Annotated in this window: 15 protein-coding genes; 14 read left to right on the forward strand and 1 reads right to left on the reverse strand. The window is 38.4% G+C overall.

Annotated elements, in window-relative coordinates; translation table 11 throughout:
- Positions 1-76: 76 nt before the first annotated feature.
- The 5 genes from ACGTNH_RS09765 (at position 77) to ACGTNH_RS09785 (ending at position 4,297) form a co-directional block, all read left to right on the forward strand.
- A complete protein-coding gene (locus ACGTNH_RS09765) occupies positions 77-1,693 on the forward strand; it encodes a M20/M25/M40 family metallo-hydrolase (protein ID WP_394586523.1) in 1,617 nt (538 codons plus the stop codon).
- Between the two features lie 216 nt (positions 1,694-1,909).
- On the forward strand, positions 1,910-2,875 hold the full coding sequence (locus ACGTNH_RS09770) for an MBL fold metallo-hydrolase (protein ID WP_394586524.1): 966 nt from the start codon (positions 1,910-1,912) through the stop codon (positions 2,873-2,875).
- Positions 2,876-2,880: 5 nt separating this feature from the next.
- Complete coding sequence (locus ACGTNH_RS09775) at positions 2,881-3,675, forward strand: SDR family NAD(P)-dependent oxidoreductase (RefSeq protein ID WP_394586525.1); 795 nt, start codon at positions 2,881-2,883, stop codon at positions 3,673-3,675.
- Between the two features lie 71 nt (positions 3,676-3,746).
- Positions 3,747-4,082: an iron-sulfur cluster biosynthesis family protein gene (locus ACGTNH_RS09780; RefSeq protein WP_394586526.1), complete on the forward strand. Its 336-nt coding sequence runs from the start codon at positions 3,747-3,749 to the stop codon at positions 4,080-4,082.
- A complete protein-coding gene (locus ACGTNH_RS09785; RefSeq protein ID WP_394586527.1) occupies positions 4,079-4,297 on the forward strand; it encodes a YqkE family protein in 219 nt (72 codons plus the stop codon). Before ACGTNH_RS09780 ends, ACGTNH_RS09785 begins: the two co-directional genes overlap by 4 nt.
- 123 nt (positions 4,298-4,420) lie before the next feature.
- Here the strand turns inward: ACGTNH_RS09785 and ACGTNH_RS09790 are convergent, their stop codons facing one another.
- On the reverse strand, positions 4,421-5,338 hold the full coding sequence (locus ACGTNH_RS09790) for an aldo/keto reductase (RefSeq protein ID WP_394586529.1): 918 nt from the start codon (positions 5,336-5,338) through the stop codon (positions 4,421-4,423).
- Between the two features lie 90 nt (positions 5,339-5,428).
- On the opposite strand from ACGTNH_RS09790, the gene ACGTNH_RS09795 reads away from it, so the two are divergent.
- From ACGTNH_RS09795 to ACGTNH_RS09835, 9 genes are all read left to right on the forward strand, one after another.
- Complete coding sequence (locus tag ACGTNH_RS09795) at positions 5,429-5,974, forward strand: NUDIX hydrolase (RefSeq protein WP_394586530.1); 546 nt, start codon at positions 5,429-5,431, stop codon at positions 5,972-5,974.
- A 121-nt stretch (positions 5,975-6,095) separates the two neighbouring features.
- On the forward strand, positions 6,096-6,734 hold the full coding sequence (gene spoIIM, locus ACGTNH_RS09800) for a stage II sporulation protein M (RefSeq protein ID WP_394586531.1): 639 nt from the start codon (positions 6,096-6,098) through the stop codon (positions 6,732-6,734).
- Positions 6,735-6,844: 110 nt separating this feature from the next.
- Positions 6,845-7,306, forward strand: coding sequence for a ferric iron uptake transcriptional regulator (gene fur, locus ACGTNH_RS09805; protein ID WP_394586532.1), 462 nt, complete (start codon positions 6,845-6,847; stop codon positions 7,304-7,306).
- 179 nt (positions 7,307-7,485) lie between these two features.
- Positions 7,486-7,704: a DUF4227 family protein gene (locus tag ACGTNH_RS09810; RefSeq protein ID WP_394586533.1), complete on the forward strand. Its 219-nt coding sequence runs from the start codon at positions 7,486-7,488 to the stop codon at positions 7,702-7,704.
- A 5-nt stretch (positions 7,705-7,709) separates the two neighbouring features.
- Positions 7,710-8,594, forward strand: a complete 885-nt coding sequence (gene xerD / locus ACGTNH_RS09815) for a site-specific tyrosine recombinase XerD (RefSeq protein ID WP_394586534.1) — start codon at positions 7,710-7,712, stop codon at positions 8,592-8,594.
- Between the two features lie 95 nt (positions 8,595-8,689).
- Positions 8,690-9,868, forward strand: a complete 1,179-nt coding sequence (deoB, locus tag ACGTNH_RS09820) for a phosphopentomutase (RefSeq protein ID WP_394586535.1) — start codon at positions 8,690-8,692, stop codon at positions 9,866-9,868.
- Between the two features lie 12 nt (positions 9,869-9,880).
- The gene (locus ACGTNH_RS09825) at positions 9,881-10,699 is read left to right on the forward strand and encodes a purine-nucleoside phosphorylase (RefSeq protein WP_394586536.1); all 819 of its coding nucleotides are present in this window, start codon (positions 9,881-9,883) and stop codon (positions 10,697-10,699) included.
- A gap of 18 nt (positions 10,700-10,717) precedes the next feature.
- Positions 10,718-12,019 carry a pyrimidine-nucleoside phosphorylase gene (locus tag ACGTNH_RS09830; RefSeq protein WP_394586537.1) on the forward strand — a complete coding sequence of 434 codons (1,302 nt, stop codon included), beginning with the start codon at positions 10,718-10,720 and terminating at the stop codon, positions 12,017-12,019.
- A 121-nt stretch (positions 12,020-12,140) separates the two neighbouring features.
- Positions 12,141-13,313, forward strand: a complete 1,173-nt coding sequence (locus tag ACGTNH_RS09835; RefSeq protein WP_394586538.1) for a D-alanyl-D-alanine carboxypeptidase family protein — start codon at positions 12,141-12,143, stop codon at positions 13,311-13,313.
- Positions 13,314-13,383: the final 70 nt, after the last annotated feature.

The following is a 13,383-nucleotide window of genomic DNA, read 5'->3' on the forward strand; positions in this document are numbered from 1 at the left end:
TTTCACCTCAATTAAAGGTTTAATTCGTATTGATTGTGGGTGATGATCTAGGAAAAGTCAAAGGGAGTGGTTCTTCATGAGTAAATGGCAAACGAAAGATCAACTGATTGATTTGTTATGTTCACTAGTGGAATACCCTAGTATTACCGGTTCTAATGCTGAGATCGCAATCTTTGAATATTTATATTATATTTTAAGCGATCAGGAATATTATCAAAAACATCCAGAGTACTTAAAGTTACATCCCTTAGAAGATGGACGCCAATTTGTTTCGGCTCTTGTAAAACAAGATGAAGCTGACGAAACGATTGTTTTAATTTCCCATGCTGACGTAGTGTCTGTCCAGGACTATGGATCATGGGAAAATTTAGCATTCTATCCTAAAGAACTTACCCAGGAATTCAAAAAAAACACAGAGGCTTTACCTCCAGATGCTGCTCGGGATTTAGAAACGGGGCAGTGGATATTCGGCCGCGGCACGATGGATATGAAGGCTGGTTTAACCGTTCACTTATCATTGTTGGAAAAAGCCATGAAAGGAGAATTTAAAGGGAACTTACTGCTGCTGGCTGTGCCGGATGAAGAAGTGAATTCTGAGGGAATGCTTGCCGCTCTCCCGGTATTGGATGAATTAAAAGATAAATTTAACCTTACTTATAAAGCTGCTCTTAACGGTGAACCTATGTTTAGTAAGTATCCTGGGGATCCAGCTTACTACCTTTACACGGGATCAATCGGCAAAGCGCTTCCCGGATTTCTTTGTTACGGAAAAGAAACGCATGCAGGAGAACCGTTTGGTGGATTAAATGCTAACTTAATGATCAGTTACTTAGCAAAAGAATTAGAACTGAATGAAGCTTTTATTGAAGAAGTAGATGGGGAAAAGACCCCTCCACCGATCAGTCTAATGCAAAGAGACTTGAAAGAGGAATATTCTGTTCAAAGTCCACAAGCTGCTGTAACAATGTATAACGTACTATACATGAAGCAGTCCATAGAAGACATTAATAAAAAGTTAATTCAAGCCGCCGAGAGAGCAAAGAAAAATATCATCGATCACTACTATAAACAAGCTTCTTATTATTTGGACGAAAAGCAAGAGTCATCCTTTAAACCGAGTATAACCGTTTTAACATACGAGCAGCTTTATAAAGCTGCTGTGGATCGTTATGGTAAGGAAGAAGTGAAGAGAAGACAAAACTTATTAATGAAACAAAGGGATCAAGGAGATCGGGATTTTTCTACGTTATTAGTTCAAGATCTAGCAGCTTTATGCAAAGATATAACGCCAATGATGGTGCTTTTTTACAGTCCGCCTTTTTACCCGGCAGTATCATCCAATGACGATCCTTTTATTAAGGAAACTTCACAGTTTGCAATGGAATATGCTCGTCAGTCATTTGGCATGGAGTTGCAAACGCAAGAGTACTTTACAGGTTTATCTGATTTAAGTTTCATAGGTCCAGTGTCTACTCAATCTTCCATACAACAGTTAGTCGATCAAATGCCGATCCAGGGAAAAGGATTTAGTTTACCATCTAATTTAATGGAGTCCATTACAATGCCTATTATCAATATTGGTCCATTAGGTAAAGATCCTCATCAGTGGACAGAACGGTTGGAGTTAACGTACAGTTTTGAGAAACTTCCGGTTATTTTAACGAAAACGATTCATCATATGTTCCGTTCTTGAACTACTCTCAGTACTCTCTGCCGTTCCTTGAAGTGGAGGAACAACACAAGCATAAGTGTTTGTTTCATTGATTAGTCCAGTCGCATCGTATTCTGATAACAATCGAGAAAACCGCTCCCGGGTGGTTTTCTTTCTTTTATTTAAACAAATAGGATAATAGGAAAAAAAGTGCTACAATGAACAATGAATGACCATTCACTTTTGGGGGTTATATTATTGAGAACGATTAAGGACACTATACATCAAATTACCATGCCCACTCCTTACGCTGTGGGAGATGTGCATGCCTATTTATTAGAAGGCGATATGTTAACGTTAATTGATGCCGGAGTGAAAACGGAAGAAGCATGGCAGGCGATGACGGAGGAGCTAGAAAAACTTGATGTAACACCTAACGATATCGAACAAGTCGTATTGACACATCATCATCCTGATCATATGGGGCTTGTAGAAAATTTTCCTCATTTAAAAACAGTGGCTGCTCATCCTTTACTGCGGCCTTGGTATGAACAAGATGAAGGGTTTTTTATTAGATACGAAGATTTTTTTCATCAAATGTACACGGAATCTGGTGTGCCGGAAGAATATTTTTATTTACTTAAGAATTTGCGAAAACCTTTAAAATGGACATCTGTAGGTAAGCTTAAAGAAGAGTTGGTAGAAGGAGATGTACTCACAGGTCACCCTGAATGGAAAGTGATTGAAACACCAGGTCATGCGCAAAGTCATATCTCTTTTTATAGAGAGAGTGATCAATCTCTAATTGGTGGTGATCATTTGCTGGCTCACATATCCTCAAACCCGCTTTTGGAACCGCCAAAGACGTCAAGTAAACCTCGGCCGCGTCCTTTACTTCAGTACAGAGACTCTATGAAAAAGCTATTACATTATCATGTAGATACAGTTTACCCTGGTCATGGAGAAATTTTTCACGACATGGATGCTTTAATTACACAGAGGTTAAAAAGTCAGGAAGTCAGAGCAGCTAAAGTATTAAGCATGCTGCAACGAGGAGAGATGACGCCTTATCAGGTTTGTGAAAAGTTATTTCCTAGACACATACAAGCTCAATTCGGCTTAACGATGTCTGAAACAATTGGACAATTGGATTACTTAGAAGATACTAAACAAATTTGTTTTCACCTTTCAGGTAAACAGAAATATTATTATGTAAACAGGTGATTGTTATGAAGAAAATTTTAAAAGGAAAAAAGATTCTAATTACAGGTTCTTCAAATGGAATTGGGATGTATTTGGCGATTCATGTTGCTGGGAAAGGCGGCGAACCAATCCTTGTATCTCGATCTATAAACAAGCTGCGAATTATTAAGGATATAATTGAAAAAAAATATGACGTGCCTGTCCATTGCTATGAAGCAGATTTAGCTGACGATCAAATGTGGAAAGATGTGTTACAGTCCATTTTTTTAGACCACGGTTCTCTTGATGCTGTTATTAACAATGCCGGGGTAGGAAAATTTGACGCCGTAAATGAATCAAATTGGAATGATATTGAGCAAATGATAAGTGTAAACATTCGTGCTGCGTTCCGTGCCACCTATGAGACTTTACCTTACTTAATAGAACAAAGAAGAGGGCATATTATTAATATAGGGTCCCAATCAGGTAAAATGGCAACTCCAAAATCAGCTGTTTATTCAGCCACTAAACATGCCATTATAGGATATTCTAATGCGCTTAGAATGGAAGCTGAGCCATACGGAGTTTATGTTACCACAGTGAACCTGGGGCCTGTGAAAACTGATTTCTTTCAGAATGCTGATCCGACAGGTAAGTATGAAAAGGCGGTCCAGAAAATTATGCTCCAACCTAACCAAGTAGCACGCGAAATTGTACAAACGCTGTTTGTACCAAAACGGGAAATGGATCGGCCTGTATGGATGGATCTTGGAAGTAGGTGTTACCAGGTTTATCCATCTTTATTTGAAACTTTGTTAAGCTCTCAATTTAACAAAAAATAGCGGCAAACCCAGCATGATATTTGAATTGGCTATTTACCTAAATTATTATGGAAACATAAAGAGGTGATAAGATGAGGCTCATGATTACAGAATCAGCATTGAAACAATTAAATTTATTAATGGATGAAAGTCACACTACGCTTCGGCTTTATTATGATACTGAAGGCTTAGGGTGTGGGGTTAATGGACAGCCCACGATTCGATTAGTCAATACTAATAAGAGAGAAGCCCATCGAGAAGTAAAAAATGAACACATTCCTGTTATTATTGACCATCAACAAGGTGTTTTTTTCAGAAATGAAATGAAGCTCGATCTTGTAAAAGGTACATTTCGCCTATCAAGTCCTGAAGGGATATTAAATCCGATTATTCCAACAGGGACTGTAAAAAAAGAGGTGTCGCTATGAACAATAAAAGTAAAGGTTCATTGGCTAATCAATTAAATGAAGACTTGCTTAAGCAGCTGCAGGAGAAAAAATCAACGTTAAAGCAACAAGAAAAAGAAAGAGAAGAAATAGAACGGCAAAAAAAGGCAAAAGAAAGAAAAAAACGAGAAGCGAATAAAAGCTTCGAAGAGCTATTAAATGAAAGTGAATTAGACTGGAAAAAATATAAAAGGTAGGTATTGTTTTCAGTTTGGATATTCTATTATTATAAATAAAGAAATGTTCTGTTGTCTTATACCACTACTAAGCATATAAACAATTGAACGATAAAAAACGCCCACTGAGTTGGGCGTTTTTTGTTACCGATGTTTTTGATAGGTTAATTCTTTAGTTAATGTCTGCATTTCCCCAAAAATTTGTTCTGTTAGCGGAGCAGCTTCCAGGAAGCTTAGATTATCTTCCAGCTGAGCTAATGAACTTGCCCCAAACACTGCAGTAGCTACAGACTTGTGATGCAGAATGTATTGTAAGGCTAAGGATTCCAGAGTTCTTTCATCGCTTCTGTAATCTTGCCATTTATTAATGGTTGCAAGCAGTTCTTCATAACTGTAGTCTAAAAATCCATCTCTTCCTTTTTGGTTCACTTTTTTCTGCCCTTTGGAGGATAACATTCCTTTCGCCAGCGGTCCTCTAGCTAATACACTAATATTGTTTTCTTCAAGAAACCCTAATAGTTCTTCGGGGCGGCGGTCTAACGCGCTGTACTGCATCATTACTGTCGCTATGTTTGACTTTTCCGCAAATTCCTTAATAACATTTGGGCGAATTGAAGAAATGCCGTATTCCCTAATTAATCCTTCCGACTTTAAATCTTCAAAAGCTTCGATTGTCTCATTTATAGGATCTTCAATTGTACCTCCATGAAGTTGATAGAGGTCAATATAGTCAATCCCCAGTCGCTGTAGACTGTCTTTGACAGCGCTTTTTATATGAGACTTAGACGGGTCCCATGTCCATCCTTCTTGGCCCGGGGTGAATTTATTACCAGCCTTTGTGCCGATTAGAACATCTTCTCGCCGCCCTTTAATGGCCTCTCCTACAATTCGCTCGTTTTCACCAAAATCATAAAGATCAGCTGTATCTAAATAATTTATTCCTGCATTCAATGCGCGGTCAATAATTTCTTTGGCTTTATTAGGATCGGTGCCAAGTGACATACAACCAAGACTCAATTCAGAAACATATAAATCCGTATGACCAATTTGCCTTTTATTCATCTAATCTTCCTTTCGTTATATATTCATTATTCTATTATTTACTCTCTCTATGATAAACTATCGATAGATGAAAAGAGAGGATGAATGTTTGTGAGTAAATTTGAAGAAGTAACTACAGATTCTAAAGAAATATTTAAAGGGAAAATCGTACACTTAAAAGTAGATACAGTTACTTTACCCGATGGCAATACATCTAAACGAGAGATCATAAAACATCCTGGTGCTGTTGCTGTTATTGCTCAAAAAGAAGACGGAAAAATTATATTTGTAGAACAATATCGTAAAGCACTGGAAAAAAGCGTGGTGGAGATTCCTGCTGGCAAGCTGGAAGAAGGGGAAGATCCAATCGTTACGGCAAAAAGGGAACTAGAAGAAGAAACGGGTTATACCACAGAAAACTTAGAGTTAGTTAATAGTTTTTACACCTCCCCGGGATTTGCTGATGAACTTGTTAATGTGTATTTTACAAATCAATTAATGAGATTAGAGAAGAGTGTAGCCGGGGATGAAGATGAATTTGTAGAATTATTGGAGCTATCAATAGAAGAGGCCGAACAGTTTGAAAAAGAGCAAAGAATACATGATGCTAAAACATCCTATGCATTACTCTATTTAAAATTGAGAGGGTTAAAATAAAATACAATACAAACTAGCTGACCATAACCCCGCTTTTAAGAAATCTCTCTTTCTTGGTCTACTTTTCCTGCTCCGATCATAGAGTACTTATAGATCGATGAGGAGAAAGGATGAAGAGTAGATGCAGCGTGGCGTAAGAATGGTAAAGGGTGACTTTAACAACCATATAAGCATCTTCGTTTTTATATTTGTGTTGTTTATTATGGGCATGGTTTTTGGTGCCATAATCGTGAACAGTATGAATTTTGTACAGAAAGAAGATTTGTTTTTTTATTTGAAACAGTTCTTTGAACAAATGGTAGACCGAAGCAATCCAGATAAGACAGCCTTACTAAAAGACAGCGTTCTTTATCATGTGAAATATATGCTCTTGTTGTTCCTATTAGGGATTTCGATTGTAGGAATGCCCATCATAACCGTGCTACTATTTATTAAAGGTTTAGTAGTAGGTTTTTCAGTAGGTTTTCTAGTTAACCAGATGGGTTGGTACGGGTTGCTGCTTTCATCAGCTTCAATAGCTCCTCAAAATTTAGTTATTATTCCTGTTTATTTATTAGCTGGTGCTTTAGCTTTACTGTTCTCGCTTACGTTATGTAAGCAACTGTTTATTAAAAGAGTTCATCAACCTATTTTGCAAGCATTTGCAAAATATAGCCTGTTATTTGGTGCGCTGCTGCTCATTTTAGTTACTGCATCTTTGATTGAAGTATTTATCGCTCAGCCTTTATTAGAAGTAGCGGTAAAATGGATATATAGATAAACAGTATCAAGTTATAGTGATTATCATTAACACTTTATAATTATTTTAATTTGACACTGTTTCCTTCTCTGCTTATAATGAAAATGGAATTACGAGGGAGGGAAGACAAGATGGAACATCGCTTGGAACGAATTAAAAAGCAATTACATTCCCAAAGTTATAAACTGACACCGCAGCGGGAAGCAACTGTGAGAGTTCTTTTGGAAAATGAAGCCGACCATTTAAGTGCCGAAGATGTTTACCTCCTCGTAAAAGAGAAAGCACCTGAAATCGGTCTGGCTACAGTATATCGTACATTAGAATTATTATCAGAGCTTAAAGTTGTTGATAAAATTAACTTCGGAGATGGCGTATCTCGTTATGATTTACGTAAAGAGGGTGCTGAACATTTTCACCACCATCTTGTTTGCACTGAATGCGGATCCGTTGAAGAAATTGAAGAGGATTTGCTAGGTGATGTTGAGAAACTGGTGGAAAATCAGTGGGGATTCCAAGTTAAGGATCACCGGTTAACATTTCATGGGATTTGTAAAGTTTGTCAAAAAGCTGCAGTTACGAATAGCTCTAATTAAACATTAATGATCATAAAACCGTTATGAATCTAGTATTCGTAACGGTTTTATTAGTTGATAGGTTTCTATTTACAAAAGTATAGAAATCGTTTATGTTAATTTTAGAAATGTAATTTGTATGTATACTCTTGTGATTTTTAGACATATCCTTTATTAAAACGAAGTTTATGGAGGAGCATATGTCTAAAAATAATACTCAATTTCAAGAGATTGTAAAGGTATTAATTATATTTACAATATGTACAAGTGTATTTTATGTAGCTTTACGCGTCATTCACGATCAGCATGAAAGAAGTCATCGGTATGACCCGCCAGAAGGTGCAGCTGTCAAGGTAATCAATCCCGTCGGTGCAGGTTGGTCGAATCGTTTATCGATTTTCTTTCAATTAGGAGAGTAGACGGAATGAAATTTGCTTTAGAAGATTTTTTTCATTATTTAACTGTAGAGCGGGGGTTATCCCAAAATACCATTCATTCTTATAAGAGAGATTTAAATCAATACCATTTATTTTTACAAGAGTTGAATGTAGATGATTGGGATGAAGTGGCGCGGACTCATATTATGAAGTATTTGCATGCATTAAATGATAAAGGCCGGTCTTCGGCTACTGTGGCTCGATTTTTATCTTCAATTCGTCTTTTTCATCAATTTCTAGTTCGCGAAAAAATTACAAACCAGGACCCAAGCCTACATATAGAAACGCCAAAAAAAGAACGAAAGCTGCCTAAAGTCTTATCTTCAGATGATGTAGACAAGCTGTTAAATTTACAAGCTAAAGATCCTTTAACGTATCGAAATAAAGCAATGCTTGAAATACTATATGCGACAGGATTACGCGTCACTGAACTTATTACTTTAAAAGTAAGTGATTTACATTTAACGATGGGTTTTGTACGATGCATGGGGAAAGGGTCTAAAGAAAGAATTATACCGCTAGGAGATTTAGCTAAAGAAGCGCTTGAAGCCTATCTCAATGGTCCGAGAGCACAATTAGTCAAGCGGAAACAAACGGAAGAGTTATTTGTAAACCAACATGGTTCCCGTTTATCGAGACAAGGTTTTTGGAAGATATTGAAAGCGGTTGCCAGGCAGGCGGGAGTAACAAAAGAAATTACACCGCATACCTTGAGACATTCTTTTGCAACGCATTTACTAGAGAATGGAGCGGATTTAAGAGCTGTACAAGAGATGCTAGGCCATGCTGATATTTCCACGACCCAGGTTTATACTCATGTTACTAAAACTCGATTGAAAGATGTCTATCGCTCGTATCATCCAAGGGCGTAGTCTCTTTTTGTTTTTAGTTGTCGGACATCCTACAACTATTATTTTTAGACTATATTTTGCAAGCTTAGGGAAAGTAAACATTAGGAGGTATCGTTATGAAAACTTTTGAAAGAGTATTTTTAATAATTATGGATTCAGTAGGTATTGGGGAGGCTCCAGACGCTGAAAAATTTGATGATAAGGGGGCCAATACCCTGGGGCACATTGCTGAACATATGGATGGTATAAATATGCCCCATATGGCTCAGCTGGGTCTTGGTAATATCCGCCAAATACAAGGCATTGAAAAAGCAGAGAGTCCTCGTGCTCACTATACGACGATGGTAGAAGCATCGAATGGGAAAGATACAATGACTGGTCACTGGGAGATCATGGGATTGAATATTCAACAACCTTTCCGTACTTTCCCTGAAGGATTCCCTGATGAGCTGCTAGATAAAATTAAAGAGAAAACCGGTCGAGGTATTGTAGGTAATAAACCGGCTTCTGGTACTGAAATTCTAGTAGAGTTAGGTGAACATCATGTGAATACGGGTGACTTAATTATTTATACTTCTGCCGATTCTGTTCTTCAAATTGCGGCTCATGAAGAAGTGATTCCGCCCGAAGAGTTGTATGAAATTTGTGAATATGCTCGAGAACTAACACTAGATGAAAAGTATATGGTAGGTCGTGTTATCGCCCGGCCTTTTGTAGGAAAACAGGGCGCTTTTGAACGCACTTCAAATCGTCATGACTATGCACTTAAACCTTTTGGTGAAACTGTGATGAATCATTTAGAAGATGCTGATTTAGATGTCATTGCATTAGGAAAGATCTCAGATATATACGATGGTGAGGGGGTTACTGAAGCCATACGCACATCGGATAATATGGATGGTATGGATCAACTTGTGTCATCAATGGATAAATCATTTAAAGGCCTAAATTTCTTAAATCTTGTAGATTTTGATGCGAAGTTTGGTCACCGAAGAGATCCTCAAGGGTATGGCGAAGCGCTTGAAGCTTTTGACTGTCGCTTGCCGGAGGTGTTAGAAAAGTTAAAAGATGATGACTTGTTAATTATTACAGCTGATCACGGAAATGATCCAATTCACCATGGGACAGATCACACTCGGGAACTAGTTCCATTGATCGTTTATCATAATAGAATTAAGGAAGGTAAAGAGTTAGAACAGCGCCAAACTTTTGCCGATATAGGAGCAACAATTTCAGATAATTTTTCTGCTAAAATGCCTGCACACGGGAAGAGTTTTCTAAAAGATATTAACTAGGGGGAGATAAAAATGGCAATACAAAGTAAGGAAGCAGCAACATTTATTCAGAATAAAATTAATAACGAGCCAACAGTTGGATTAATTTTGGGGTCAGGTTTAGGCGTTTTAGCTGAGGAAATAGAAAACCCTACGATAATACCATACCATGAGATTCCCCATTTTCCTGAATCCACCGTATCAGGGCATAAAGGGCAGCTGGTTGTTGGGCAATTGCAAGGCCGCCAAGTTCTGGCCATGCAAGGCCGCTTTCACTATTACGAAGGTTATGATATGAAACAAGTAACATTCCCAGTGCGCGTAATGAAAGAAATGGGGATTGAAACATTGTTCGTAACTAACGCTGCGGGTGGAATTAATGAAGAATTCGACCCTGGAAATCTTATGGTGATCACAGATCATATAAACAATATGGGGGATAACCCACTAATGGGAGCAAATGATGAGGATTTAGGCCCTCGCTTTCCGGATATGTCTGAAGCATACGATCGAGCATTAATTCAACATGCTGAGAACAGTGCAGAGCGCCTTGGCCTGCAAATTCAAAAAGGCGTATACGTAGGGAATACAGGACCGGCTTACGAAACGGGAGCGGAAGTACGGATGCTGCGTACACTTGGTGGAGATGCTGTTGGAATGTCAACGGTTCCCGAAGTAATCGTAGCCAATCATGCAGGTATACGCGTCCTTGGGATTTCATGTATCTCAAATATGGCGGCAGGGATACTGGACCAGCCCCTTACGCATGATGAAGTTATTGAGACAACTGCACGTGTAAGAGAAGATTTTCTTGGGTTTGTAAAAGATTTACTTAAAACTTTGCCGGCATAAACTAAGGGGGCGTATAAGATGAGAATGGTTGACATCATTATTAAGAAGAGAGATGGCGGAGAACTAACAAAAGAAGAGATCGATTTTTTTGTAGATGGCTATACAAAAGGTGAGATCCCTGATTATCAAGCTTCTGCGCTAACAATGGCCATATATTTTAAAGGGATGACGCAAGAAGAAACAGCGGTCTTAACACAAGCGATGGTGGATTCTGGTGAAACGATTGACTTGTCAGCGATTCACGGACATATTGTAGACAAGCATTCTACTGGTGGCGTAGGAGATAAGGTTACCTTTATTGTTGGTCCTCTCGTTGCTTCAGCAGGCGTTCCTGTGGCCAAAATGTCTGGTCGAGGATTGGGGCACACAGGAGGAACATTGGACAAGCTTGAAGCGGTAAAGGGATTGCAGATTGAAATGACGAAAGATGAGTTCATTAAAAATGTGAACACTCATAAATTAGCTGTCGCAGGTCAAACCGGTAATTTAGCACCCGCAGACAAGAAACTCTATGCTTTACGTGACGTCACAGGTACAGTGAACTCATTGCCGCTGATTGCAGGTTCCATTATGAGTAAAAAACTTGCTTCAGGTGCAGACAGTATTGTTTTAGATGTTAAAACGGGAAGCGGAGCTTTTATGAAAACACTTAAGGATTCAGAAGCGCTTGCCCGCGAGATGGTGAACATCGGAAATAACTTAGGACGCAACACTGTTGCAGTTATTAGTGATATGAATCAACCTTTAGGCTTTGAAGTAGGAAATGCGAATGAAATTAGAGAAGCTGCTGAAATTCTTCAAGGTAAAAAGGTTGAAGACTTAAGAGAGTTATCATTAGAAATAGCTTCTCATATGACCGTTTTAGCAGAGGTTTTTGATACCTATGAACAAGCTTATTCAGCACTGGAGCAGAACTTAGAAAACGGCAAAGCGTTTAGTGCTTTCCGTAACTTCATTGAAGCCCAGCATGGGGAAACATCCATGATTGATGATTTAAGTTTGCTTCCTAAAGCTGCCTATGAAATTGAAGTGAAAGCTGATCGCAGTGGATATGTAGCTGAAATAGATGCAGAATCCATTGGGGTTGCGGCTATGTATTTAGGAGCAGGGCGAGCAACAAAGGATGATATCATAAATCATGGGGTAGGAATTACGTTAAATAAAAAAATAGGCGACCCCGTGCGTGCTGGAGAGGCCTTAGTTGTTCTTCATAGCGATAACGAGCAAGCTGAGGATTCTATCCAAAAAGTGAAAGAGGCCTACCAGATTACAGATCTTAAAGTAGACACACCGACATTAATTCATAAAGTAATTAAATAATGAAGAAGAAAGAACTCCACGAGGTGGGGTTCTTTTTTTCGTGGGAGTCTACCTTATTTTTGGTATAGAACCGATAGTTAAGGGGAAAATAGGAGCACTTAAAGATGCAGGAGGTATCATTATGCATAGGTTTATAAGCCTACTATTAACCCTTAGTGTTATCTGTTCTATGTTTTACCCGACTTATGTGAATGCAGAAGATAATAACAAATCTATCGCACAGAGTGCCCCATCAGCTATATTGATGGAAAAGAACAGCGGGATGACCTTGTTTGAAAAAGAGGCAGATAAAGAATTGCCGCCAGCGAGTATGACCAAAATCATGACATTACTGCTGATTATGGAAGAGCTTGACAAAGGAACGCTTTCTTTAGACGAAACGATTCGCGTGAGTGAATACGCAGCTTCAATGGGCGGTTCTCAGATCTTTCTGGAGGAAGGCGAAGAAATGTCAGTCGATGATTTATTAAAAGGTGTAGCTGTTGCATCTGGGAATGACGCTAGTGTTGCCCTTGCGGAAAGAATTGCGGGAAGTGAAAAAGAATTTGTGAAAATGATGAACGATAAAGTAAAAGAATTAGGTTTGAAAAATACGCACTTTGAGAATCCAACAGGTCTGCCGGCGGATAATCATTATAGTACAGCAAATGATATGGCGGTAATGGCTAGAGAATTACTTTTGCATGAAGACATTACCAATTATACAAGTATATACGACGATTACTTAAGAAAAGGCAAAGAAAATGAATTTTGGCTTGTTAATACGAATAAACTGATTAAATCATACCCGGGCATGGACGGGTTAAAAACGGGATTTACGAAAAAAGCAAAGTATTGTTTGACTGCTACTGCGAAAAAAGATGACCTTCACATGATTGCAGTGGTAATGGGAGCTGAAAAACCAATAGAACGCAATGCTGCGATCACCAGCTTGTTAGACTATGGATTTGGTCAGTATGAAGGGGAACGGCTACATTCTAAAGATGATATTCTTCATCAAATAACCAACCCAAGAGGGACTCCTCATACGCTTCCACTCAAACCTGAAAAAGATGTAGTGGTGTTAAAACGAAAAAATGAACCAAAAGGAAATTACACAACTTCTGTAACCATGAATGAGGCAGTGGAATTACCAATTAAAAAAGGTGATCATCTTGGATGGCTGACAGTCAGCAATGGAAAGGAAGAGATATCCAAGGTGAGACTCGAAGCAGCCGAACCCATGAATAAAGCTAACTTACTTGAGTTGTGGGAACGTTCATTTAGAAATTTAGCAGGATTTGAGAAGTTTTAGCGATTCATCACTAGTTTTGTTTTGCAGCAGGAAATTGAGCTTTTCTTTACGAAAAGACTAAGTGACTCTA

The organism is Halobacillus sp. B23F22_1 (assembly GCF_043497005.1).
Lineage (GTDB): Bacteria > Bacillota > Bacilli > Bacillales > Halobacillaceae > Halobacillus_A.

Coding starts and splice junctions, on each gene's coding strand:
- ACGTNH_RS09765 (WP_394586523.1), top strand. CDS start 77: ATGAGTAAATGGCAAACGAAAGATCAACTGATTGATTTGTTATGTTCA.
- ACGTNH_RS09775 (WP_394586525.1), top strand. CDS start 2,881: ATGAAGAAAATTTTAAAAGGAAAAAAGATTCTAATTACAGGTTCTTCA.
- ACGTNH_RS09780 (WP_394586526.1), top strand. CDS start 3,747: ATGAGGCTCATGATTACAGAATCAGCATTGAAACAATTAAATTTATTA.
- ACGTNH_RS09785 (WP_394586527.1), top strand. CDS start 4,079: ATGAACAATAAAAGTAAAGGTTCATTGGCTAATCAATTAAATGAAGAC.
- ACGTNH_RS09790 (WP_394586529.1), bottom strand. CDS start 5,338: ATGAATAAAAGGCAAATTGGTCATACGGATTTATATGTTTCTGAATTG.
- spoIIM (WP_394586531.1), top strand. CDS start 6,096: ATGCAGCGTGGCGTAAGAATGGTAAAGGGTGACTTTAACAACCATATA.
- fur (WP_394586532.1), top strand. CDS start 6,845: ATGGAACATCGCTTGGAACGAATTAAAAAGCAATTACATTCCCAAAGT.
- ACGTNH_RS09810 (WP_394586533.1), top strand. CDS start 7,486: ATGTCTAAAAATAATACTCAATTTCAAGAGATTGTAAAGGTATTAATT.
- xerD (WP_394586534.1), top strand. CDS start 7,710: ATGAAATTTGCTTTAGAAGATTTTTTTCATTATTTAACTGTAGAGCGG.
- deoB (WP_394586535.1), top strand. CDS start 8,690: ATGAAAACTTTTGAAAGAGTATTTTTAATAATTATGGATTCAGTAGGT.
- ACGTNH_RS09825 (WP_394586536.1), top strand. CDS start 9,881: ATGGCAATACAAAGTAAGGAAGCAGCAACATTTATTCAGAATAAAATT.
- ACGTNH_RS09830 (WP_394586537.1), top strand. CDS start 10,718: ATGAGAATGGTTGACATCATTATTAAGAAGAGAGATGGCGGAGAACTA.
- ACGTNH_RS09835 (WP_394586538.1), top strand. CDS start 12,141: ATGCATAGGTTTATAAGCCTACTATTAACCCTTAGTGTTATCTGTTCT.